This is a genomic window from Niabella drilacis (assembly GCF_900101395.1).
Lineage (GTDB): Bacteria > Bacteroidota > Bacteroidia > Chitinophagales > Chitinophagaceae > Niabella > Niabella drilacis.
Genome location: NZ_FMZO01000030.1, coordinates 1 through 23,020, shown reverse-complemented (window position 1 = coordinate 23,020; position 23,020 = coordinate 1). Strand labels below are relative to the sequence as shown.

At 47.3% G+C, this 23,020-nt stretch carries 23 protein-coding genes; 1 reads left to right on the top strand and 22 read right to left on the bottom strand.

From position 1 onward, the window contains the following. Positions 1-33 precede the first annotated feature (33 nt). The 11 genes from BLS44_RS25295 to BLS44_RS25245 all read right to left on the bottom strand — a co-directional run bounded on the left by BLS44_RS25295 (position 34) and on the right by BLS44_RS25245 (position 15,762). Positions 34-1,947, bottom strand: coding sequence for a RagB/SusD family nutrient uptake outer membrane protein (locus tag BLS44_RS25295; RefSeq protein WP_090393553.1), 1,914 nt, complete (start codon positions 1,945-1,947; stop codon positions 34-36). Between the two features lie 57 nt (positions 1,948-2,004). Further along, a complete protein-coding gene (locus BLS44_RS25290) occupies positions 2,005-5,451 on the bottom strand; it encodes a TonB-dependent receptor (protein WP_245729440.1) in 3,447 nt (1,148 codons plus the stop codon). 258 nt (positions 5,452-5,709) lie between these two features. Continuing rightward, a complete protein-coding gene (locus tag BLS44_RS25285) occupies positions 5,710-6,876 on the bottom strand; it encodes a FecR family protein (RefSeq protein ID WP_090393551.1) in 1,167 nt (388 codons plus the stop codon). 77 nt (positions 6,877-6,953) lie between these two features. Further along, positions 6,954-7,517 (bottom strand): RNA polymerase sigma factor, encoded by a 564-nt coding sequence (locus BLS44_RS25280; RefSeq protein ID WP_090393550.1) that lies wholly within the window; start codon positions 7,515-7,517, stop codon positions 6,954-6,956. Positions 7,518-7,811: 294 nt separating this feature from the next. Then, on the bottom strand, positions 7,812-9,275 hold the full coding sequence (locus BLS44_RS25275; RefSeq protein ID WP_090393549.1) for a sulfatase family protein: 1,464 nt from the start codon (positions 9,273-9,275) through the stop codon (positions 7,812-7,814). 50 nt (positions 9,276-9,325) lie between these two features. Continuing rightward, positions 9,326-10,489, bottom strand: coding sequence for a glycoside hydrolase family protein (locus BLS44_RS25270; protein ID WP_176954557.1), 1,164 nt, complete (start codon positions 10,487-10,489; stop codon positions 9,326-9,328). A gap of 197 nt (positions 10,490-10,686) precedes the next feature. Next, positions 10,687-12,006: an alpha-L-fucosidase gene (locus tag BLS44_RS25265; protein WP_090393548.1), complete on the bottom strand. Its 1,320-nt coding sequence runs from the start codon at positions 12,004-12,006 to the stop codon at positions 10,687-10,689. 58 nt (positions 12,007-12,064) lie between these two features. Beyond that, positions 12,065-13,333 carry an L-fucose:H+ symporter permease gene (fucP, locus tag BLS44_RS25260; protein WP_176954556.1) on the bottom strand — a complete coding sequence of 423 codons (1,269 nt, stop codon included), beginning with the start codon at positions 13,331-13,333 and terminating at the stop codon, positions 12,065-12,067. A gap of 5 nt (positions 13,334-13,338) precedes the next feature. Continuing rightward, positions 13,339-13,680: an L-rhamnose mutarotase gene (locus BLS44_RS25255; protein WP_090393547.1), complete on the bottom strand. Its 342-nt coding sequence runs from the start codon at positions 13,678-13,680 to the stop codon at positions 13,339-13,341. 12 nt (positions 13,681-13,692) lie between these two features. Continuing rightward, positions 13,693-14,919 carry an enolase C-terminal domain-like protein gene (locus tag BLS44_RS25250; protein ID WP_090393546.1) on the bottom strand — a complete coding sequence of 409 codons (1,227 nt, stop codon included), beginning with the start codon at positions 14,917-14,919 and terminating at the stop codon, positions 13,693-13,695. Positions 14,920-15,000: 81 nt separating this feature from the next. Beyond that, positions 15,001-15,762 (bottom strand): SDR family NAD(P)-dependent oxidoreductase, encoded by a 762-nt coding sequence (locus BLS44_RS25245; RefSeq protein ID WP_090393545.1) that lies wholly within the window; start codon positions 15,760-15,762, stop codon positions 15,001-15,003. A 131-nt stretch (positions 15,763-15,893) separates the two neighbouring features. On the opposite strand from BLS44_RS25245, the gene BLS44_RS25240 reads away from it, so the two are divergent. After that, positions 15,894-16,754 carry an AraC family transcriptional regulator gene (locus BLS44_RS25240; protein ID WP_090393544.1) on the top strand — a complete coding sequence of 287 codons (861 nt, stop codon included), beginning with the start codon at positions 15,894-15,896 and terminating at the stop codon, positions 16,752-16,754. A gap of 196 nt (positions 16,755-16,950) precedes the next feature. Here BLS44_RS25240 and BLS44_RS25235 read toward each other — a convergent pair whose 3' ends face one another. The 11 genes from BLS44_RS25235 to BLS44_RS25195 all read right to left on the bottom strand — a co-directional run. Further along, complete coding sequence (locus tag BLS44_RS25235; protein WP_090393543.1) at positions 16,951-17,376, bottom strand: hypothetical protein; 426 nt, start codon at positions 17,374-17,376, stop codon at positions 16,951-16,953. A gap of 129 nt (positions 17,377-17,505) precedes the next feature. Then, positions 17,506-17,898, bottom strand: a complete 393-nt coding sequence (locus BLS44_RS25230; protein ID WP_176954555.1) for a hypothetical protein — start codon at positions 17,896-17,898, stop codon at positions 17,506-17,508. Between the two features lie 40 nt (positions 17,899-17,938). Next, entirely contained in the window at positions 17,939-18,256 is a 318-nt protein-coding gene (locus BLS44_RS26375; RefSeq protein WP_143019934.1) for a hypothetical protein, read from the bottom strand. A gap of 115 nt (positions 18,257-18,371) precedes the next feature. Beyond that, positions 18,372-18,854: a hypothetical protein gene (locus BLS44_RS25225; protein WP_090393541.1), complete on the bottom strand. Its 483-nt coding sequence runs from the start codon at positions 18,852-18,854 to the stop codon at positions 18,372-18,374. A gap of 42 nt (positions 18,855-18,896) precedes the next feature. Then, positions 18,897-19,439, bottom strand: coding sequence for a hypothetical protein (locus BLS44_RS25220; protein WP_245729438.1), 543 nt, complete (start codon positions 19,437-19,439; stop codon positions 18,897-18,899). Between the two features lie 108 nt (positions 19,440-19,547). After that, complete coding sequence (locus tag BLS44_RS25215) at positions 19,548-19,937, bottom strand: hypothetical protein (RefSeq protein ID WP_090393540.1); 390 nt, start codon at positions 19,935-19,937, stop codon at positions 19,548-19,550. A gap of 34 nt (positions 19,938-19,971) precedes the next feature. Further along, the gene (locus BLS44_RS25210) at positions 19,972-20,463 is read right to left on the bottom strand and encodes a hypothetical protein (RefSeq protein WP_090393539.1); all 492 of its coding nucleotides are present in this window, start codon (positions 20,461-20,463) and stop codon (positions 19,972-19,974) included. A 15-nt stretch (positions 20,464-20,478) separates the two neighbouring features. Continuing rightward, positions 20,479-20,898, bottom strand: a complete 420-nt coding sequence (locus tag BLS44_RS25205) for a hypothetical protein (protein WP_090393538.1) — start codon at positions 20,896-20,898, stop codon at positions 20,479-20,481. 67 nt (positions 20,899-20,965) lie between these two features. Continuing rightward, a complete protein-coding gene (locus BLS44_RS25200) occupies positions 20,966-21,463 on the bottom strand; it encodes a hypothetical protein (protein WP_090393537.1) in 498 nt (165 codons plus the stop codon). A gap of 15 nt (positions 21,464-21,478) precedes the next feature. Beyond that, on the bottom strand, positions 21,479-21,883 hold the full coding sequence (locus BLS44_RS26370; RefSeq protein WP_143019932.1) for a hypothetical protein: 405 nt from the start codon (positions 21,881-21,883) through the stop codon (positions 21,479-21,481). Positions 21,884-21,895: 12 nt separating this feature from the next. Continuing rightward, on the bottom strand, positions 21,896-23,020 hold a 1,125-nt coding region (locus BLS44_RS25195; RefSeq protein ID WP_218127818.1), incomplete at its 5' end, for a hypothetical protein.

Below are 23,020 nucleotides of genomic sequence, written 5' to 3'. Positions count from 1 at the left end.
ATCAATGCGATCCAATCATCGCTGTTCTTTCAATTACCATTTGGGGTTTTGAACCAGGTTGTGATTCACTGATAAATTATATTCTTTTATGGGTGCCAGGAAGTCCCGCAGCGAAGCAGCCGGCTGGTAGTAGTTCACCTTATTATAATACAATGCTGGCGCATCTGAGGGCACAGAAGTTTTCTTTAAAACATCCCATCCCGTAACCGGCCGGTTCAGGATATCGAGCCGTTTCCAGCGGCGGGCATTCCAGTAGTTGTTCCCCTCGAACATAAATTCGATCTGTGTTTCCTGCTGTATAATGCTTCTCAGGCCTTCCCTGGTTGTATATTTTGCCGGGTTACGGGAATACTTCGTCCAGGACTCCGCAACGCCTTTTAAGCCTGCCCGTGCGCGTACTGAATCGATATAGGAATAGGCTTCCACCGAAGGACCGGCCGATTCATTCAGGGCCTCTGCATACATCAGGTACAATTCAGACAACCGGATGGCCGGCCAGGTATAGGGCACAATAGTGCGGGTATTATTATCGCCAGTGCATTTATAATTCACCAGCTTTTTGGGCCAGTACCCCGTCATGGAATACTTGTCATTGGTAGCCGTTCCAATACCTGTATAGTAGAGCAGGTCTTTCATATAGGTATTATACACAAATGAACCGCCCTGGAAGGTGAGGTCCGCGTAAAAACGGTTTTCCCGGTCCATATTGAAAGCGGAGGTCACAAAACCTTTTTTCAGGAACCCGGAGTCTGGCGTATTGGGCACAGTGGCCAGGGTTGTATACCTGCCGGCATAGTTCCAGGACGGATCTTCATCTATAGGCACACCATTCTTTGTATAAAATAACTCGCAGGCTTCCATATTGACCCCATAAAAAGCATTACCGATAATAGCCGGCCTCGAGCCCCCGTTGTTGGGTATGGCCAGAAGCTGCAGGGCGCTCGGTTTTGAGTTTTTAAAGCCCCAGATCGTTTCTACATTAAAATCTTCGGTGATAGCACAACGGATATCGAGGCTTGCTTTTGTGCTGGGTAAAATGGCAGGGAATCCAACGGGTGTCTGAAAATAATACATTGTATGTCCAACGGAATGCGCTGCTTCGATCGCCACCCTGCAGGCCTCCGCTGCCTTCTGCCATTTTGCCACATCAAAGGCTGTACTTACCAGAGCTTCTCCATCCTTATTTTTAAAGTTTGCATAATCTGTATTTCCATTTACCAGGGGACTGGCGGCCCATACGAGGGTTTGTGCCTTTATCGACAATGCAATCGTTTGTGTAACCCTACCCATTTCCTCCGTCACATTGGTGATCGCCGGCAGCAGATCGGGTGTGGCTTCGTCTATAAGCTGAACGATATAGGACACAACAGAATCCACCGGTTCCCTTTTTACCTGTACTTCCTCTACGCTGGCAGAGATAGGCAGGTTCTTCCGCATTACCGGAACAGGCCCGTACATCCGCAGCAGGAAGAAATGATAATAGGCTTTGAGTGTTTTTATTTCAGCTGCCCATTGCCGCTTTTCCCCGGCCGACATATCCGGAACCTTATCAATGTTCTCCAGGAAGATATTGCAGTCGCGCAGGCCTCTGAATAAAGGAGTGCCGGTTCTGGCGCCATCCCAGTAGTTTGCCACGGGCTCATTTACCCCCTGGGCTCCGTAAGCCATGTCTAAAAACTGCTGCATCGCAGGGGCAACCGCTGCGGTTACCCCCCCGGTTGGGGCTACAATTTCCCGGGAAGCCACAAGCGTAAAATTGTCCGAATACTCCCCCAGTTTCGGCAAATAGGAGTAACAGGTTGCCAGGTATTTTTTTGCCTGGGTCCGTAGCGCAAATGCATTTTCGATGGTGGGGGTATAATCCGGCACAATGTCCAGGTATTTTTTGCAGGATGCACTGCCGGAAATGGCCGCCAGCAGCAGCAAAATATTTTTTATTTTTTTCATAATCACTGTTTCAAAAACTGATGAAATGTATATTGACGGGTATTACGAAATATCTTTTTATTTAAATGAGAGATTAAGTCCCAGGTTGGAGATCCGCTGAATGGGATATGCGAGCCCGTTGCCGCCCATTTCAATATCCCATATCTTAAACCTGCTGAATGTGAAAATATTATTACTGTTCAGGTAGATGCGGGCATTGGCCAGGTGGAGCCTGTTCATAATCCCGGGGGGGAGTGTGAAACCTATTTCCGCCTGCTTTATCCGCAACAGGGCGCCATCCCGCATGAACCAGGTGCTCTTTTGCACATTATTGGCATTAACCGTTGGGCTCAGGCGGGGCCAGAGCGCATAGAGATTCTTATTATCCTCGCTCCAGTGATCATCGGCATAAGCCTGTAACAGCAGCCGCTGATCGTCTACAAACGGTGATGTTGCGCTGGCATCGATCCAGAACGACCGGCGGGCCAGCCCCTGGAAGAATATCGAAAAATCAAAATTCCTGTAGCCTGCAGATATCCCGAATCCATAAACGATTTCGGGAACTGTAGGAAAGCCAATGGGTACTTTGTCAAGATCTGTGATCTGCCCGTCTTTATTGATATCCCTGTATTTTATATCACCTGCCCCGTAGGGTCCAAACGATTGCAGCGGAGCATTGGCGGCATCTTTATCATCAACAAACAGGCGCTCCGCTATAAAGCCCCATTGCTGGGATAAAGATTTGCCAACATGTGTTAAATGATCCAGTTCGATGGTTCTGCCATCTACCAGGGAAATATACACGGGTTCCTCATACCGCTCATACCGGCTGGCAGCATAGGTAAAATTGGCCATTCCTTTTAACCACCAGTATTTAGCCGGGTTAAAGTTCATATCCATGGAAAGGTCGATCCCGCGGGAAGATGCTTTGCCCACATTAGCTCTTGGGATGGCGTCCGGATCCAGCCCCATGGTTGAAGGAATGGAAGCCCGGGTCATCAGGATATTGCGCCGCTGATCCTCGTACACATCGGCCTCTATATTAAGCTTGCGGAGCAGCGTCATTTCAAAGCCGAGGTTGGTTTTCTTTGCAATTTCCCAGGTAATGTCGTTATTAGCATACCGGTTTACTTCGATACCGTTAATAGGGAAATCGCCCGGCATTCCGAAAACCGCCCTGCGGTCGGTGCTGTTCATATTCACATCAGACAAATAGAAAAAACGGTCCTGGATACTTCCGATGGCATCATTGCCTACCAGGCCATAGGTGGCCCGCAACTTCAGCTTCGATACCCAATCCTTCAGCCCTCCCTCCCAGAATTTTTCGTTGGATACCGTGTATGCAATACCTGCGGAAGGGAAAAATCCCCAGCGCCTGGAAGCATGAAAGCGCTCGGATCCATTGTAACCGAAATTGAACTCGGCGGCATAACGGGCATCATATACATAAGTGGCACGGCCAGACACACCCAGGTTCCGGTAGGGCAGCGAAAGGATCAGATCGCTCGATTCACCGGCTGTGAGGCTGCTTTTGGCGATCCCTACCAGTGTTCCGCTCAGACTATGCCGTTCTTTCAATACACGCCTGTAATCAACCGCTACTTCGCTGTAAAACTCGGAGGCGACACTCTTTGAAGCATTGGATCCGGTCAAAAATTCTGTACCAACCGGTGGAACAACACCCGTTGTGGCTTCTGCATTGATGGGATACAGGTCATAGGTTTTTGTAACATAGTCGTAGTTGGATAAGGTATAATAAAAAGGATTATACGACCGTATAATAGCGGAAGCGGATGTACGCTGAATACTGACCAGCCCCCTGGCAGTAAGCCCCTTTGTAAGAAAACCCAGGTTCTGGTTTAGCTGTACCTGTGCATTGATAACGGAGGACCCGGATTGCCGGTACCCTCTTTGCAGATCTGCATAGGGATTATTATATTTACCATTCCCGTAGTTACCAAACATGATATGTTTGATATAACTGGTCTTTTCCGTGTTGTTGTAATAAGCAGGAAACAGAACAGGGTTGGTTTGCATAATGTTTGCAAACACCTTGTTGCCCCCATCAATGGGACCCGTATAATCATCAAAACTGCCCGAAACACGGGTCTGCAATTCCGTTGTCTTTCCAAGATCGATATTGATGTTGGAGCGGATCGAATAGGTTTTCAGTTTAGGGTTGCTGTTAAAATTGCTTTTGCGGTCTACTTTTAATATGCCATTATCCACGCTCATAGCTCCCGATACATAATAGCGGGCCACACCGCCGCCGCCGCTCAGGCTCAGGTTGGCGCTCTGGTTAAAGCTATGATCCTTCAGCAACATGTTTTGCCAGTCTGTAGCCGGGTAAACCATCGGATCGCCACCGGCTCTGGTCTGTTCAATTTTGGAGCGGTCGTACCGGTACCCGTTCAATGGATTGCGCGTAAGATTGGCTTCATTAGCCAGTTCCATATAGGTTACAGGATCGGCCAGTTTTACGTTCCTTGTGGATTGCGAAAGTTTGTTTTCGATCCGGGCTGTCACGTTCACCTTCCCCATCTTTCCTTCCTTAGTTTTGATCAGGATAACGCCGTTGGCGCCCTTTGCCCCGTACAGGGCGGTTGCCGTTGCATCCTTCATAATGCTGAAACTGGCAATATCATCTACCTGCAGCCGGGCCAGGTCCGTTGCTGACGCTTCAATATTATCGATCAGGATCAGCGGGCCATTCCGGTAACCAAAAGTGGAGACGCCACGGATAAAAAAATCGGCGTTGTCTGCCCCCGGCTCGCCGCTACTCTGGAAAGCGATCATCCCTGCAATCCTGCCGGCCAGTGCCTGGGTAAGGTTACTGGAAGGGATCTTCAGATCGCCAGGTTTTACCGATGTTACGGCGCCCACAACCTCGGTTTTTTTCTGCTGCCCGTAAGCCACCGTAACCACCTCCTCGTTATCTTTTATCTCCAATTGCAAGGTAACCTCAAGCGGGAATTTTGCCGCAGCCGTTATTACGACCTCCACCGTCGTATAGTTCACATAGCTGATGACCAGCGTACCCCCTGCATCGGGGAGTGTTATGGAAAACGCTCCCGCATGATCCGTAACGGCGGTACGCTCCGTACCTTTAAGGGCCACCGTAGCACCTGCCAGCGGCTCCCCCGTATTATTGCGGACCGTACCGGTTGCGGTAATATTAACCGGTGCTACAGGGATATCCGGTACGGTCACCTGCTTTACAGGAGGTGGCAGGGGCCGTTCCTTTAACACGATCACCCGGTGTTTGATCTCATAACCAAAGGGCTGATCCCTGAAACACTCATTGAGCGCCGCCTCCAGGGGCATATTTTTTACCGAGATGCTGACCGGAACCGCTCTTTTGATCAGCGCCTCATCGTACACAAAGGAATACTCCGTCTGGGTTTTGATGTCTTCAAAAATTTTTTGCACTTTCAGGTTTCTCCCGTTTATAGTAACCCGCTGTGCATTGCTCTTTGCACCGGCATGCAATATCCCTATTAGGAGAAAACAGACTGTCAGCTTCATGATCAACAGAATTTTGGAAAGTTTTGGCCTGCACCATGCAAACCCTTTGCTCATGGCAATAAGAATCATACTTTTGTAAAGTTTGGAACCTGTCAGCCGACAGGACACGTTAAGAATTATTTTGTACTCAATAAGAAGGAGGCAAAGTGATTTCCCAAACAGCCATCGGGGGTGTCGCAAGCGCCCCCGTTTTGTTTTGGCAAAACAGCAACCGGTCAGTGTATCATATCTCTTTTATTTTAATTGTAAAAAATACTGTTAAGCGGCACGCAGCACAACCCTGTTCCCTTTTATGCTGAACGTTATTTTACCCGTAGTTTCCAATATCTCAAGCAGATTCCGGATATTCTCTGTTTTCGGGATCACCCCCGACAAGTGAATATGATCTACCTTTCCCACATATTCTGTTTCGATATTATACCAGCGTTCCAACTGCCGCATGATCCCCTTTATATCCAGATTATGAAACCGGAACTCATTATTTTTCCATGCCAGCACTTCGTTCATATCCGCATGTTCCAGACTGAAGTGAGTACCTGCTCGCTCTAAAATGGCCTGCCTGCCCGGGCTCACTTTTACTTTACTGTTTTTTACGGAAGCTTCTATGGATCCTTCCATCAGCGTTGTTTTAATGGCGGCTTCATTCGTATATCCCATGATATTGAACTTCGTTCCGAATACGGTTACTTTCATAGCTGCATTCACCGATACAACAAAGGGCTGATACGCCCCTCCTTTTTTAACCGGCACATGCACCACTTCAAAATATCCTTCGCCCGTTAAGGACACTTCGCGCAATGTTTCCCTGAACGAGGTCGGGAACCGCAGGGATGATGCGGAATTTAACCACACTTTTGTCCCATCTGCCAATACTACCTCGTATTGCCCGCCGCGCGGTGTGGTAATAGTATTATACATGACACCACCCGTTGATGTCCCCTGGTCGTTTACCTTGTAGACAAGCCGGCCCTCAGCAGATTTCAATACCTGCATTCCTCCCTGACTGGCAACCGTCCCTACCTCCGCACTGTCTAACAGAATCTGCTGACCATTTTCCAGCGTAAGGACCGCATGATTCCCGCCTGGTACAACAGGACTGTTTTCTGCTTTGAGAGATGATGCCACCGGCTTCGTACGGGGAAAAGACCAGTACACGCCGGCAGCAACAACCAGGGGGAGCAGTATGGCCGCAGCCCACCTGATCCCCGCCCGGTAGCGCATTACTGTACGCTGACGGAGGTCCAGGGTTTGATCCAGGCGGCTGTAGATACGCTGCTTTACCAGGTCCCTCAGCTGCTCATTACCCGGGCTTACGGTTATTGCGGAATCGTCAAATGAATAATACCAGTCATTTACCAGGCGGATTTCTTCATCCGTGGCTGTTCCCTTCAAATAATGTTCTATGGCCTGTAAAGGTGTCTGCATACAAAAATGCTTCTATCAATAAGTGTATTGAGCAAAGCCTTTCACCCACAGGATTTAAAAAAAATAAAATTTACAGCTCAGAAAATGGAAAAAAGTAAACTATGCAGGTGTTGTTTCAGGCGTAATTTGAGGTGGCTTAATGCCCTGTAAATCTGGTTATCAACTGTTTTGGGGCTTACATCCAGGGCGGCAGCTATTTCCCGGCTGCTCATTCCCTGCTCCCTGCTGTACTTAAAAATAAGCCGGCATTTTTCCGGGAGGCGATTTATTTCTGTTTCTATGATCTCCAGGATGCGCCGGTTATGCAGGGCGGATTCTGTTTTTGAATGCACCACATACCGATGTTCATATTCCTGTGCATATTTCCTCGCATGGTCCCGCTTTTTTATTTGCGCCAGCACGGTGTACTTAACCGCGGTTGCAAGATAGTTTTCCAATGCCAGGATCTGCGCTTTCCTGCGATTATTCCATAAGCTTTCAAATACATCATGTACCGCATCCTCGGCGGCAGGGATATCTTTTAAGCGGTTATAGGCGAGGGCAAAAAGCTTTTCCCAATACCGGTTATACAGTTCGCCGAATGCAGGCCTGTTGTCGCTGGACAACATCATAAGCAATTCGCTATCACTGCAGGCATTCATTGTACGACCGTTGAATCTTTTTTGTTTTTTGACAATTCGCGAAAGTAGGCATTTCAGGTTAACATTTCAGGAGCCCGCATCGTCTAAAGCCGGTTTTGCCGACGCTATTTTAAATCCGTTCTTTAAAGCATTCCCTGGCTTAATGATATTATCCTGCTGAAGGCTGCACCTGCTTTTGATGCCGGCTCATTGCTTTTCTGCTAAATCATCCACACTGTTCCCGTTATGTGATCCCCGCCTGTTTTATGAATTATTTACTGTATCCTGGTCCGGCCGGAACTCCTTTAGCTGCTGCTATTTTTGCGCACCCGGTATCTGTCCCGGCTCCCGGCATTCGGCGCAGGGCGTTTTGGTAAGATCATCGCCCAGGGAGCTCCGATACTTTCCGGCAACAGCCATCAGGGCCTTTACCACTTCGGGGTTTGCTTTTTGTACATCCTGCGTTTCGCCCGGGTCATGGGCCAGGTCGTACAGCGCCAGCGGCACCGGTGCTTCTGCGTAACCACCGGGGAAACCGTTCTTACCCGGCATATAGGTTTTATAAGTCTGCCTCCGGTGCGGCAGCACCAGCTTCCAGCTGCCCTTGCGAACAGCCTCCAGGTTGTTGCGCCCGTAATAATAAGCCAGCTCATCCCTGGGATCGGCACCCGCTTCGGCAAACCATAAAGAGGCGATATCGACCCCATCGATCTTATTTTTGGGCAGGGGGGCACCGGCAAGGCGTGCCAGCGTAGGCAGCAGGTCAATGGTGGCCGCAAGATTATTGCATACCGTACCGGCGGGTACCGTGCCCGGCCAGCGTACAATACAGGGTTCCCGCTGACCGCCTTCCCAACTGGAACCTTTTCCCTCGCGCAAGCCCGCAGTATTGCCCGCATGGTCGCCAAATGTAAGCCAGGGCCCGTTATCACTGGTAAAAATAACCAGGGTATTCCGGTCGATGCCCTGCGCCTTCAGGGTCTTCATGATCTCGTTTACCGACCAGTCTACCTCCATCATTACATCGCCAAACAAACCGGTCCCGCTCTTACCCAAAAAGCGCGGCGATGCGGCAATGGGCACATGGACCATGGAATGTGCCAGGTACAGGAAGAACGGATCTTTTTTATTGCGTTTAATAAAGTCGCAGGCCCGTTCCGTATAAGTGGAGGTAAGGGTACCCTGGTCTTCCAGTGTTTTAATATAACGTACCGGCCGGTCGCCTTCCAGCAAAGGCAACGGAGGGTATTTGGATTTGCGGTCTGCAGTATCTGTTACCGGCCTGCCATCATAACCCACAGGCCACATATCATTGGAGTAAGGCAGCCCCAGGAACTCATCAAAGCCGTAGTGCACCGGCAGGAAAGGCGCTTTGGCCCCCAGGTGCCATTTACCCACCATACCGGTGCGATAACCCACCTTTTTTAACGTGGAAGCAATGGTTTCTTCTGCCGGGTTCAATGCCAGGCTGGCCCAGGGCATTAAAGCCCCGTGTATACCAATGCGGTTGGGATAACAGCCGGTCAGCAGGCCGGCACGGGAAGCACTGCAGGTAGCCTGTGCTGCATAAAAATTCGTAAAGCGCATGCCCTCCGCGGCCAGCTTGTTGATGGCCGGCGTTTTGTAGGGCGCACCACCATAACACTCCGGATCGCCATAGCCCATATCATCCATAAAAATGATAATGATATTGGGCTTTGTTTTTCCCTGTGCATGAGACGGGCTGCCGGAGCCGAGCAAAAACAAAATTGTCCAAAAAAAGCTTACTGAAAATCGCATACCTGTTTTTTTAAGATGACCTGTATTGTACAGCCTGACAAAGATGCTATTTATTTTTTTTTCAATGGAAAACAAACAATAAAGCTGTTACGATCGAAACCCGTATGCAGCGCATCGCCCTTCCCCGGCTCCTGTATGGAAGCTGCGGCAAATAATGCCTGCAGGTTACCCTTCTTATCCTGCAATAAAAAGGGCCGCTCCAGATGCGCCAGCGCTGTTCCGGGTTGCCCCCGGACCTTCAGCTGGCGCAGGGCCACCAGGGAATGTTTTGCCGCCTGCCAATGCAGCCCGTCTTCAGAAGTAACCAGGGCCAGGGCCCCGAACTGGGGCGCCAGCACCTTATCATTCGAATAATATTTTACCACGGCATAAAAACGTTTCCGGCCCCGGTCGTACCACAGGTACGGATCTTCGCAAGCCAGATCGGCCGTCGTAAACACCTGCCCCAGCAAACGAAAGGGCCGGTCCGGCTGCTCACTTACGGCCATCCACATCGTCATATGCCCTACATCCGGTTTGCGCGATTTAAACATCATATAATACCTGCCATCCGGCCCCTGTGTTACACTGGGATTGGTGGTCACCTCAAACGTATGCCTGTTGTCCGGCTGCATCAATGGCACCGGCGATCTTTCAAACCGGCCATTTACCAGGTCTTCGATACTGGCAGCCTCAATGACACCGATCTTCTGGGTGCAATTATATCTGAGCCAGTGCAGCCAGTCTTTACCAACCGTACGGTTATCCGAAAAATGAAAAGCCGGGTCAAAAGAATTGCTGATATAATAGAGATAGTAGCGGTTCCCGAATTTCCGGATCTGCGGGTTATGCATGGTGTACCGGTCCCAGTTGCGGGGATCTCCTTCTCCCTTCAGTACCGTTTTAACATAGCGGTAAGGCCCCGTTGCCCTGTCCGCAACCGCATACGCTATTTCCGAATATTTGAGCCAGCCGCTAAACCCGTTAAAGATACCATTCATCGGATCATCATCCAATGCCCGCTTACCGTGGCGCCACCTGGCATAGAACATGTGATAGCGCCCGTCGGGACCTTTGATCACACTGCTGCACCAGTTGTAAAAAGAATCGGCAACAAACAGCTGCGCAGCTCCTACCTCCTTTGGCATACGGTGCTCCAGGTCCAGGTTATCCTGGGCATAAAGCCCTGTTCCGCACAGGAACAGGAATGTTAAGAAATAAAAACACCTTTTCACCAGCATATGTACTTTTACCGGCCTTGCTCCGGGCCTCTTCTGTAAAAAAGGATACCCTCAAATTTGGAACACCGCAGCTTGTCGTTACCGTACAAAGTAACGGTCCAATTGCTATTCCGCCGTTTCAAATATGTGCCAATACCTGCACTATTTTAACATTCATCAATTCATACCTGCAGCCTATCGAATAATTAAGGCTACTGCTGCCCGATGGCCTGTTTATTTTCAATGATCGCTATGGCCTCCGCATTCTTATTGAGCTCCAGCACGATCACCGAATCATTTTCATCCGGCAGCTGTTCCGGCAGCTGCAACACTATACGGTCGCTACGTTGCTGAACGTTTACCCGGGAGCCCCCGAGGAACCGTGCATTCTTTATTTTATAGCCCGGTATTGCTGCCAGCTCCAGCTGTTTCCCCGGGTTTTGAAACAGGTGCAGATAGATCTTATTTCCTTTGCGGGTAGTGGCGAACACCTTGTTGGGCTGATAAGGGCCTCCTTTGGTATTATAGATCGCCTCCCCGTATTTGCGCAGCCAGGCACCAATTTCCTGCAGGCGCAGCACCTGCCTTTCCTCGATGCGGCCATCGGGCATGGGACCTATATTAAACAGCAGATTCCCGTTGCCGCCTGCCGTGCTGGCCAGCGTTTGAATACACTGTTTTAAGGACTTCATCGGGTCGCCGGGCTTCCAGGCCCATTGGTTGCAAAGCGTGATGCAGGACTCCCAGGGCGCGGTCATATTCAATCCCCCTATTTTTTGTTCGGGCGTTGCATAATCCCCTACAGACTGTTCATTCAATATTTCGTGTGTACCTTTTCCCAGGCGGTTATTGATGACCACATCCGGGTCCAGCTTTCTTAAAAAATCGTAGATCTCCTTTCCATAAGCCTGTGTCCAGGGCGCTTCCCAGTTGCCATCAAACCAAAGCATGTACGGATGGTAACCGGTAACCAGCTCCTTCAACTGATTTTTCATGTATTGCACAAACTGCGGCATATTTGCTTTCGGATCAGGCTCCTTGTTGCCATCGTTGTGCAGGGGATAACGACGGTCGTACCAATCCAGCACCGTATAATAGATGCAGAATTTTATATCGTATTTTTTACAGGCTTTTGCCAATGCACCTACCACGTCCTTCTTATAGGGCGTATTCATAATATTATAGTCGGTATAAGCTGTTGGCCAGAGGCAAAAGCCATCGTGATGTTTTGCCGTAATGGTAAGATATTTTACGCCTGTTTCCCTGGCCGTTTTTACCCAGGCATCCGCATCAAAAGCCACCGGGTTAAACTGTTTATACAGGCTGTCGTAATCGCTTTGCGAAACCCCGTGGTTCCTGGACCAGCCGATCTCCGTTCCCCGCAGGGACACCGGTCCCCAGTGAATAAACATACCAAACCGTTTATTCATAAAGCCCTCCATGGTCTTTTTGCTGATGGTACTATAGGGCTGGGCCACCAGGAGGCCGCTGCTCACCAGGAGCAGCAACCCGATCAATTGTATCTGCTTCATTATTTATACTGTTTTAAATTGTTACTGTTACAACTATAGCGGCTAACATTACCTGCTGTTATTTCCGGATACGGATGCGGTACCCTTTTACAGCAAAGAATAATACATACAGGTAGCAAAGCGCGGGGAATATAAAAGACCACCGGATACCAGCCTGGTCGGAAACATAGCCCATGGCAGGCGGCACCAGGGCGCCGCCTACGATCCCCATGATCAGCAGGGATGAGGCCGTTTTGGTATGCCGGCCCAGTCCATCGATGCTGAGTGTAAAGATGACGGGGTACATGACCGAAGTCAGCAACCCGATCAGCGCCAGTAAGAAGAGCGACCCGTAACCACCGGCCAGCAGGGCCACCGTTACCAATAAGAAGGCCCCTCCCGCGGAAATGACCAGCATCCGGGGCGCTGCTATCTTTTTCAGGATATAAGCACCTCCCAGTCTCCCTGTCAGCACCAGTCCCATAAACAGGGAGATAAACAATGCTGCCTTCTGCTGGGTTAAACCGGGTATCTGCAGCGACTGGGCATACCGGATCAGGAAGCTCACGATCCCCACTTCGGCGCCCACATAACAAAATACAGCGCCTACCCCCAGCAGGAGATGCCGGTAATTGAGAATATCTTTAAAGGTATACCGGCCGGTACCTTCTTCCTCGCGGATCCGGGGCAGTTTTATGAAGATCAGCAGCACCGCCATCGCAAAGAACAGCAGGGCCAGCGAAACGTAGGGCAGCTTTACGAGGTTAGCCTCAGCGGTAAGGAATGCCTGCAGCTGTTCGGGCGTGTACTGCTGTATGGCAGCCTCCGGGATATCTTCTTTGTGCAGCAGGAGCAACGACCCGATATAAGGAGCCACTGTAGCGCCTACCGACCCCACGGCAGCAGATAAACTCAGCCTGCTGGAAGCCTCGGCCGGGTCGCCGAGCCTGGAAATATAGGGAGTAGCCGTTACCTCAAGAAAGGTGAACCCCGCCGCCATTATAAACAGGGCGCCCAGGAACAAGGGATAATAGCGGATCTCTGCTGCAGGAAAAAAAAGCGCAGCGCCGGCCGCAGCTATCAGAAGGCCTGTGACCATGCCTGCCTTGTAGCCCCTGCGGTGAATAAAGATCCCCGCCGGGAGGGCCATCAGGAAATAAGCGCCAAAGAAAGCAGACTGCACCAGCGAAGACTGGAAATCCGTAAGCCGGCAGGCACGCTTCAGATGCGGGATCAGGATATCGTTGATGTTCCGGCTCATATTCCAGAAGAACATCAGGCTCATTACGATTAACAGCGGCACCAGGAATGCGGCGCGTTTGGATGAGGGAGAGGTATGCTGCTGCATGCCGGTCATTTATAAAGCTTAAAAATTTGTTTCATCTCTACCCAATGCTCGTGTGGCCGGGCAAAGGGCAGTTTTTGCTGAAAAGTATCCATCAGCGCCGCCCACTCCCGCTGCCGGGGCAGGGTTGCCATCCGGGCAAAGCCCGACTGCAGATCAAAATCATCTGCCGCCTCCAGGATCATCATCAGCCGGTTGCCGGCCCGGTAAATATCCATGGCCGCGATGCCGCAGCTGCGGATGCCTTCTATGATCTCCGGCCAGACGCCGTCAGCCTGGTGATACTGCTCGTACCGGGCAATGAGCCCGGGATCATCCTTCAGATCCAGTGTTAAACAGAAACGTTTCATATTTTTATTCTTTTAAGGGTCGATCAATGCACAGGAGCTGCCGGCTTCCTGTGGTGTCTGGTACCTTCCGTCAATGATCTGTACCGGGTGCACAAACTGTTTTTGCAGGTGGGGAATATGCTCCAGGAATAGGGCTTCATGCCCCAGCCGGATATGATTGAACAATACCAGGTGCTGGTGTAATTGCCCCATATCCCCTACATGCGGAACAACCGGGATGCCATACTTCCTGCACAGGAGGCTTACGGTAATAAATTCACTTACGCCTCCCAGCCTTACCGCATCGGCCTGTATAAACCCGGCACATTTTGCCTGCAGGTAGTTTTTAAAGATGACCCTGTTGGGCACATGCTCCCCGATTGCCAGCGGAACAGGCGCTATGGCCGCAGCCAGCACCCCATGCGCAGCAATATCATCGGGATGCGTAGGCTCTTCGATCCAGTAAGGGTTCATGGATCGCAAAGAAGTACAGATCTTCAGCGCCGCAGGCAGTGTCCACTGCTGGTTCGCATCCAGCATCACTTTTACCCCGTCGCCCGCCGTTTCTCTCACAATATGCGCCCGGCGGATATCCCGTTCTGCATCTTCTGATCCTACTTTGAGCTTCAAAGCGCCAAACCCCCTGCCGATGGCCCGGCGGCAGTTTTCACGGACCTTTTCGTCGTCGTAGTTAAACCATCCAACAGAAGTATCGTACCCGGGATATCCTGTTTCCAGTATGGATTCCCGGAGGGGCCTTGTAGCCTCCTCTCCCCTGATCAGGGCCAGTGCGGCTTCCCTGTCCAGCACATCCTCCAGGTAACTCAGATCCAGGGTTGCCACCAGTTGCTCCGCAGTAAGGTCGGTAAGCAGTTTCCATAATGGTACGCCTCTTTTTTGTGCCCAGAGATCGAAGCAGGCATTGGTGACCGACGCCAGGGCCAGGTGTACAATGCCCTTATGAGGACCCAGCCACCGGAATTGCTGTTCATTGGATAAGCGGTTGAACAGGTTGCCAAAATCGGCCATAACGGCTTCGATATCCAATCCCTTTAACCGGCTGGCATAAAATGCCGCGGCCTTGCAGACCAGTTCATTCCCCTCCCCGAGGGTAAAAGCAAAACCGGTGCCCTTTACGCCCGAATCATCCGTCAACTCTGTAACTGCATAAGAATAAACCGGGTCCCTGTGAACCGCATCACTGCCGGCGCCACCGGACAATGCAAACCGCCGGTCCCGGATCGTTATGTTCCGAATCATATATCGTAGATCAATTATTTAATAAAATACCGGGGCATTCCCTCTTTTATAAACAGTACCGGTATAAGATACTTTCCGCCACTACCGCCTGTACCCCAGCTCTGCGCCACCGCCAACGGGTAAAATGCACCCGGTAACAAACCTTGCCTTATCCGAAACCAGGAATACACAGGCATCTGCGATCACATCCCCCTCCGGGCAATAGCCCAGCGGGTGGATCTCATCGAGGTATTTTTCAATACCGGCCGTATCCGGCTGCTCGGCAGTCCAGCTCCGCAGCAGGGGCGTCCACACACCCGCAGGAGCCACTGCGTTTACCCGGATCCCATATGCAGCATAATCCAGCGCCATCGATTTGGTAAGGGCATTAATGGCCCCCTTTGTTGCCGTGTACGCGGCATGATGCGCCTGCCCCATCTGGGCTACCATGCTGCTGGTATTTACAATACATCCTTTTGATTCCTGCAGTGCCGGCAGCGCATACCGGGTAGTGAGGTAAATACTGAAGACATTTACATTCATGAGGGCCTGCCACTCTGCTACAGAAGTTTCATGAAGCGGTTTTGAGGGAGACGCAATTCCGGCGTTGTTATGGATGCAATCGATCCTCCCGTAATGCTGCAAAACCTGCGCTATAGAGACTTTTACCTGGTCTTCATCAGACACATCACAATGCAGGCCCAGGTGCTGACTGCCAATTTCGCCCATCGCTCCCGCCAGCCGCTCCTGCTGCACATCCAGCAGGGCTACAAGGGCTCCCTCTTTTATATACGCCTTTACACATTCATATCCGATACCGCTGGCGCCCCCCGTAATAACAATAACCTTCTTTGATAATAGCATAGCAATTTCCCGTTATCCGGAACAAAGTAATAAAATAATTACCAGCCAATCACCCATTGTATGTTCCATTACCTACACTATTTTACCATTTTCCATCTACTCTTCCACTTAAAAGGAATATCTTTAGGATTATGAAACCCATACTCCTTAAGATCACATCGGGACCGGCGATCTCCTTCAGTGCAAGATCCGACAGTAAATCTTATAAGAACAACAGCTGGCATTACCACCCGGAGTTTGAACTGATCCACGTGGTAAAGGGAGCCGGAACATTGTTTGCGGGGGATGGCATCCATTATTTCAAAAGCGGCGATCTTGTATTGATCGGCAGCTACCTGCCGCATTACTGGAAATTTGACAGTCCGTACACGACCGACAAACCGGAAAAGTCCTACATCGAGCTTACGCAGTTCCGGGAAGACTTCTGGGGGAAGGATTTCCTGTTGATACCGGAGAACCAGAAAATAGCAGCGCTGCTTGAAAAGAGCAAACAGGGACTGGTGCTTAAGGGAGCAAGGGCGGATACGGCCAAGGAGATCCTGACCAGCCTGATCGCTGCCACGGACACCAAACGGATCATCCTGCTGCTTGAGCTGCTTAGCTGTATCACAGAATGCAGGAAAACCGGCCTTATCTCATCGGCTTACCAAAGCGATAATCCCTTCACCCAATCGGAACGGATCAATAAGATCTATAATTATACCCTCCAGCATTTTAAATCGCCGATTTATATTAAAGACATAGCCGCCTTAACGAACCTGACCGAAAATTCCTTTTGCCGTTATTTTAAGTCCTGCACCCGCAAGAGCTATACACAGTTCATTGCGGAATTACGGATCGGCCATGCCTGTAAATTGCTATCAGAAGGGCAAAAGAGCATCAAAGAGATCTGCTATGAAAGCGGGTTTAACAATATCACCCATTTCAACCGGCTGTTCAAACGTATGAAAAAGATCCAGCCCAACGAATACCGGAAGCTGATCAATACCTGAGGGCATCCTTCTTGCTGATCTGCGCAGCGGGTCACCCCGGCTACCTGCGGGCTGCAGGCGATCATCCTATAGTGTACCGTATGCCATGCAACAAAATACACCGGTCAACAGCCCATCTCATGTGTCAATAGCCGTTCCTGACTTCATGCAACTACTATTGAATGCAATAGTGACCGTTCCTGCTACTTATACAATACTAATCTGATTTAGGTACAATATCCGCATCGGTAATGATGGCCCTGCATTCGACAGCAAAGCCCTTGGAATTTGATGTCTTACTTGCAATCCAACTATTATCATTCATGAAATCTTTTACAACAATAAAATTCTCATCCCCATTGACTTCAACTGTGATAGAATCAATATCACTTCTGACACAAGCACTGTTTTCTCCATATATAGCGCCTGCGGTTGAATTGAAATCTACAATTGTCTGAGTTTTATCAGACGCAACCAAAAAGGTTCCCCGCTCTACCCTATTTGGAGGCGAACCATACAAAGTTACTTTAATGTTATGGGTGGACTTATTCTCAATTACTTTCTTTGACTTATAGTTTTTACTGCAACCAATTGCTATAACAGATAAATAAATGACCGAAAGAATCAGCAGAGCTCTTTTCATTGATAACTTTTTAATTAAGAAGATACATTTCCATCAATTTGAAGTTTTTGCAACAGAACTAATACCCATAAGATACTCTTAAGCTATCAAAAGCTTCCGGCGTATTTCCTGGGTAAAATATTACGCAATTTATTCATCAATATGGCAGGGCTGGTTGTACCTGCATCTAGCTGGTAAAAGATCCCTCCTATGCCCCCCCCCTCGGATATTGTCCGTTACTGCTGTTGCTTCACTCAATGACGGTGTTACATTTTGATTACAGGTATTATTATCAATAATGTCATGCAAAAAGCAAGCGGGGATATGATTAGCCTCAAAACGTTTATCTAAATGATCACCTCTGTTTTCCGCCACAGCATACCAGCTATTGAGAAATGTTGGAGCTCCTGGATTTGTGAAATATTCCGTAATCGCGCTATGCGCATTGAGCCCATACCTTCGGTGTGCATATTCCCTGACCATAAAATAGCCCCACATTTCTATAAGATCCGTTCGCTCTACGCCGCATTCCTGCATTTCCATAGCCGCTATGGCTGACGATAGACTCATGACAAGCTCATTTTTATTTAGGGACAATATCAGCATTTGTTATTGTTGCCCTGCATTCCACGTCTATGCCGTTAATATTTGAATTTTTAGAAAACGTCCAGCTATCACTACTGGTAAGGTCTTTTACAACTCTTACATCATCATCACCCGGAACGATTATTGAAACGGAGTCATATTTTGAAAGAACGCAGTTTTCTGAACTGGCGTACATAGGTCCGCTTCTTGACGTAAGGTTTACTATTATCGCCTCATGATTTGCTTCGATTGTGTAACTTTCCCGCTCTTTTCCGGAGTAAGGAGTATCAAAAATTAAAATCCTAATGTTCTTCATTGATGAGTTTCTAACTATTTTTTTTGAATGTGACGTTCTGCCACAAGCAGAGAATAAGACAGAAACCAATAATAGGAATAAGAAAGCGGATCTCATACTATAATTTTTATACGATTTAATAACCATACGAACTCCGTAATGCATCAAAGGCTATTAGGGTATTAATTGGAGTGATATTGTTGGGTAAATTATTTCGAAGTTTGTTCATTAAAATACTTGGAGATGAAGTACCCCCATCTAAATAACTATATATTGTACTAATAGAATAACCGCTAACCGTATCAATCACCGGATTGGATTCATTCAACGCAGGTGTTATATTCCGATTATAATTATTATTATCAACTAAATCGTGTAAAAATCCTGCAGGAATATGATTCCATTCAAAGATTGTCTGACCAACACTTCCTCTGTTTTCACCGACAGCATACCAGCTGTTATTGAATGTAGATGGAGACGCGTTCCCCGCACTATAAAATTCCAGGATAGCACTATGCGCATTGAGCCCATACCTTCGGTGTGCATATTCCCTGCCCATAAAATAGCCCCACATTTCAATAAGATCCGTTCGCTCTACGCCGCATTCCTGTATTTCCATAGTCGCTATGACTGACGATAGACTCATGACAAACTCATTTTTTTATTTAGGCACAATATCCGCGTCGATGATCGTAGCACGGCATTCTTCATCTATACTCCCTGAAGTGGAATGTTTCGAAAATGTCCAGCTATCACTACTGTTAAGATTCTTTGCAACCAGAAGTTGATTGTCATCGATCACCTCAACAACAGTCGAATCAAAGTCCCTGTTACCACATCCTTTGCCGTTCTCGTAATACGGACCAGTTTTGCCGCCGGAAAAACTTTCAATCACGACCTCATTTTGCGGCTGTATTGAAAAAGTACGACTTATCTCACCTGGATAAAGCCTCTTGTAAATCAGTACCTTTAAAGAATGAGAAGAATTATTGCGTACTATCTTTTTTGCATCATAGCTCTTGCCGCAAGATGCCAGCCCAAAAAAACAAATAACAAACCCGATAGCGGAATGCTTCTTCACGTGATAATAGTTTATTGATTTACCCCCTCCACATTGTCGCTTCTTACCAATGCACAATCTTTTATAAGTTAGCTCTTCAACTAATGATAGAGAATTGATGAATCGTGCTCGTTTAATTGCCATTCAAAAGTGGAAAATTTACTTACAATCTGTCCTGTTGTGTATGCCTATTATGATACATGATATTATAAAGCCAGCCAGATGCTGCACCCGGCAACAGAAATCTTCGGACTATTCTGGCATTATATCATTGTTGCTGATGACCATATTGCACTCAGACCGATAGCCTTTTGAATTATTTCCCGAGCTCGAAGTGCTCCAATCATTATCATTGTTAAAATCCTTTGATACTTTTAGGCCATCTTTTCCCTCAACTTCACATATTACGGAGTCTCCAACTGCTACACAAGACTTTACATTATTAGTTCCCATATAACTTCCACTGGCTATTACTTTTTTCTCTCCGGACTTGACCAGAGTTTTACTACCCGGATTATGGTATTCATAAATTAGCAGGTTGTAGTTAGATTTATTGTCAACCGTCTTTCTAAACTCCGAACTCGGATCACAAGCACTAAGAAACAAAAGGAGCATAACCAAAATGGGAAAAATGGATTTCATAACGAAGATTTTTCAAAAAACAACTTAAAGTCAATCAGTATCCATAATAGGATCGAAGGGCATTGTAATTCTTCAGCCTATTACCTGCTCCAGACGGCATTACCGTTGCCAACTTATTAATTAGCATGGCTGCAGTGTTTGTGCCTCCTCCTAATTGATTATAGATCCCTCCTATCGTATAACCATGAATGCTATCTATTACAATATTTGGATTTTCAGTTAATGAATGTTGCCGATTATATGTACTGTCGTCACGAATATCATGAAGAAAACCTGCAGCTATATGATTACCAGCTTCAAACAAGGTATTAAAATTCCCACTATTCTCATTCCAGGCATACCAGCTATTTGCAAAGGTTGTTGTGTTTGAAAAGCTAAATGCAGGCAAACTGCTATGCGCATTGGGCCCATACCTTCGGTGTGCATATTCCCTGCCCAAAAAATATGCCCACATTTCTATAAGACCCGTTCGTTCTACGCCGCATTCCAGCATTTCCATAGCCGTTATGACTGACGATAGACTCATGACAAACGCATTTTTTTATTTAGGTACAATATCCGCATCGGTAATGATGGCGCGACATTCTGTATCAACACCTCTTGAATTCGACTTCTTTGAAAAGACCCAATTATCAGTGCTATTAAGGTCTTTTGCAACCTTCAGTTGGTTATTATCGATCACTTCAACTACAGTTGAATCGAAGTCATTGGTGCCACAACCTTTCCCATTGCCGTAATAAGGGCCACTTTTTCCGCCGGTAAAACTTTCTACCACTGCCTCACTTTGAGGTTGTAATGAAAAGGAATTTCCAATTTCCCCTGGGTAAAGCCTCTTGTAAATAAGAATCTTTAAAGGATGCGAGGAATTATTGCGTACTGTTTTCTTGCCATTATAGTTTTTTCCGCAGGCCGCTATTCCAAAAAACAAAATGACAAGTACGATGGCGAGATGGCTTTTCATGCAATGACAGTTTAATAATTTATCAGGCTATTGTTTTCTTTTATATTTAAGAACAAAAGTTGTTTGACTAGTACCCATAGGAACTTCTTAATAGATCAAAATGATTCGTTGTGTTTCCAAATGGGAGAATGGTGCGAAGCTTATTCATCAATATTGCCGGCGATCCCGTACTTCCATCCAGATTGTTATAAATGTCACTTATTTTATAACCGGCAATAGTATCTGCCACAACAGTTGATTCAAACAATCCGGGTATCCTATTTTGATTGTATGCATTGCTATCAATAATATCATGCAGAAATCCTGCCGGGATATGATCGTGTTCAAATATATTTATCCCAACCCAACTTCTGTGTTCATTTACGGCATACCAGCTATTATTGAATGTAGATGGAGACGCGTTCTCCGCACTATAAAATTCCAGGATAGCACTATGCGCATTGGGTCCATACCTTCGGTGTGCATATTCCCTTCCCAAAAAATATGCCCACATTTCTATAAGACCCGTTCGTTCTACGCCGCATTCCTGCATTTCCATAGCCGCTATGACTGACGATAGACTCATGACAAACTCATTTTTTTATTTAGGCACAATATCTGTATTAGTGATCGTAGCACGGCACTCAACATGATAACCTTTTGATCTGCTACCAGAACGGGAGTACCGATATGTTTCACCACTATTTAAGTTAACTTTTATTTTTAATTCAGACTTCCCAATAACTATAATACTAATAGAATCATACGGTGGTGAGCAAGAAGTAACGTAATCTTCAGGAAATATTTTAGCTATTACTGTTTCAAATCCTGCTTTTGTTATAAAGCTATCTGCAACTTCATATTTAGAAGGGTTTTGATAGCTGTAATTATATATTATTGTTTGTATATCATACTCAGATTTATTTTCGACAATGACTTTATGTGTTCCTGATTTAGTACATCCGCATAGTAATAACAGTACACTCAATTGAAAAATAAATTTCATACATGATCAATTTTAATACCCGTAATAAGAGCGTAGTAAATTAAAATTAGCAATATTATTCCCTAAACCTGCAGGCAATTGATTCGATAATTTGCTCATCAGAATAGCAGGACTGGTAGTACTCCCATCAAGGAAACTATATATTGTGGCAATCTTATAATTACTAATACTATCAATTATAACCGAAGGGTTCTCTATTAATGAATGCTGATCGTTATAAATATTGCTATCAAGTAGATCATTTAAAAAATAAGACGGAATGTGTCCCCAGTCAAATAACCGACGATTGGTACCTCCATGTTCACCTGCAGCATACCAGCTATTGAGAAATGTTGGAGCTCCTGGATTTGTGAAATATTCCGGAATCGCGCTATGCGCATTGGGTCCATACCTTCTGTGTGCATATTCCCTTCCCAAAAAATATGCCCACATTTCTATAAGATCCGTTTTCTCCACTCCTGGGTCACCAGCATTTCCATAGCCGTTATGACTCACCGTAAATTCGATATTATCAAACCACATATTAAAATCTGCTATCCGGTAATGACTCGCATGGGCAAATTCATGATAAGCAACTTCTTTGATCCTGTCCGTAGCAAAATGGTCGGCGTCCCAATGATAGCCAATAGCAACATCCGGGGCTTTACTGGCAATATTCGTCGCTATCGCAGAAACCGTCACCGGATCTCCATAGAACACTCCGGTGGCAATACCGGCTGCACCTATGAAAAACGACTTAATTGTACCCATTTGCACCGGGTAGGTGCCGGACATTTGTGCAAACATGGGTGCAGCACCATCCCCGGCAAAACGATGCACTAATATCTGAATCCCATACGGAGGCGGTAAAATGCCATCCGCTGCGGCATTCTCATCAAATTCATATAACGCGTTATTAACCGTGGCCGCCACATAGTATTTTGCATCATTATCCTGGTCATCTGTATTCCGTTCATAAGAAATATTCGCATTATTCATGCTATACGATATATTTCCATAAATATGCTTTAAAGGCAGGTTGTATTGCCCCAGGTTGGCAAGATCATTATAGCCCCTTATTTCCTTGCGATCACTTTCAAAAATAACATTCATAATAACCGGCAGCCGTGGCCCGACCGGGGGCCGGAAGCCTATAAT

Excerpts from the sequence above, each read along its gene's own strand:
- BLS44_RS25295 (WP_090393553.1), bottom strand. The coding sequence starts at position 1,947 with ATGAAAAAAATAAAAAATATTTTGCTGCTGCTGGCGGCCATTTCCGGC.
- BLS44_RS25290 (WP_245729440.1), bottom strand. The coding sequence starts at position 5,451 with ATGAAGCTGACAGTCTGTTTTCTCCTAATAGGGATATTGCATGCCGGT.
- BLS44_RS25285 (WP_090393551.1), bottom strand. The coding sequence starts at position 6,876 with ATGCAGACACCTTTACAGGCCATAGAACATTATTTGAAGGGAACAGCC.
- BLS44_RS25280 (WP_090393550.1), bottom strand. The coding sequence starts at position 7,517 with ATGAATGCCTGCAGTGATAGCGAATTGCTTATGATGTTGTCCAGCGAC.
- BLS44_RS25275 (WP_090393549.1), bottom strand. The coding sequence starts at position 9,275 with ATGCGATTTTCAGTAAGCTTTTTTTGGACAATTTTGTTTTTGCTCGGC.
- BLS44_RS25265 (WP_090393548.1), bottom strand. The coding sequence starts at position 12,006 with ATGAAGCAGATACAATTGATCGGGTTGCTGCTCCTGGTGAGCAGCGGC.
- fucP (WP_176954556.1), bottom strand. The coding sequence starts at position 13,333 with ATGCAGCAGCATACCTCTCCCTCATCCAAACGCGCCGCATTCCTGGTG.
- BLS44_RS25255 (WP_090393547.1), bottom strand. The coding sequence starts at position 13,680 with ATGAAACGTTTCTGTTTAACACTGGATCTGAAGGATGATCCCGGGCTC.
- BLS44_RS25250 (WP_090393546.1), bottom strand. The coding sequence starts at position 14,919 with ATGATTCGGAACATAACGATCCGGGACCGGCGGTTTGCATTGTCCGGT.
- BLS44_RS25245 (WP_090393545.1), bottom strand. The coding sequence starts at position 15,762 with ATGCTATTATCAAAGAAGGTTATTGTTATTACGGGGGGCGCCAGCGGT.
- BLS44_RS25240 (WP_090393544.1), top strand. The coding sequence starts at position 15,894 with ATGAAACCCATACTCCTTAAGATCACATCGGGACCGGCGATCTCCTTC.
- BLS44_RS25235 (WP_090393543.1), bottom strand. The coding sequence starts at position 17,376 with ATGAAAAGAGCTCTGCTGATTCTTTCGGTCATTTATTTATCTGTTATA.
- BLS44_RS25230 (WP_176954555.1), bottom strand. The coding sequence starts at position 17,898 with ATGGAAATGCAGGAATGCGGCGTAGAGCGAACGGATCTTATAGAAATG.
- BLS44_RS26375 (WP_143019934.1), bottom strand. The coding sequence starts at position 18,256 with ATGAAGAACATTAGGATTTTAATTTTTGATACTCCTTACTCCGGAAAA.
- BLS44_RS25225 (WP_090393541.1), bottom strand. The coding sequence starts at position 18,854 with ATGGAAATACAGGAATGCGGCGTAGAGCGAACGGATCTTATTGAAATG.
- BLS44_RS25220 (WP_245729438.1), bottom strand. The coding sequence starts at position 19,439 with ATGGCAATTAAACGAGCACGATTCATCAATTCTCTATCATTAGTTGAA.
- BLS44_RS25215 (WP_090393540.1), bottom strand. The coding sequence starts at position 19,937 with ATGAAATCCATTTTTCCCATTTTGGTTATGCTCCTTTTGTTTCTTAGT.
- BLS44_RS25210 (WP_090393539.1), bottom strand. The coding sequence starts at position 20,463 with ATGAGTCTATCGTCAGTCATAACGGCTATGGAAATGCTGGAATGCGGC.
- BLS44_RS25205 (WP_090393538.1), bottom strand. The coding sequence starts at position 20,898 with ATGAAAAGCCATCTCGCCATCGTACTTGTCATTTTGTTTTTTGGAATA.
- BLS44_RS25200 (WP_090393537.1), bottom strand. The coding sequence starts at position 21,463 with ATGAGTCTATCGTCAGTCATAGCGGCTATGGAAATGCAGGAATGCGGC.
- BLS44_RS26370 (WP_143019932.1), bottom strand. The coding sequence starts at position 21,883 with ATGAAATTTATTTTTCAATTGAGTGTACTGTTATTACTATGCGGATGT.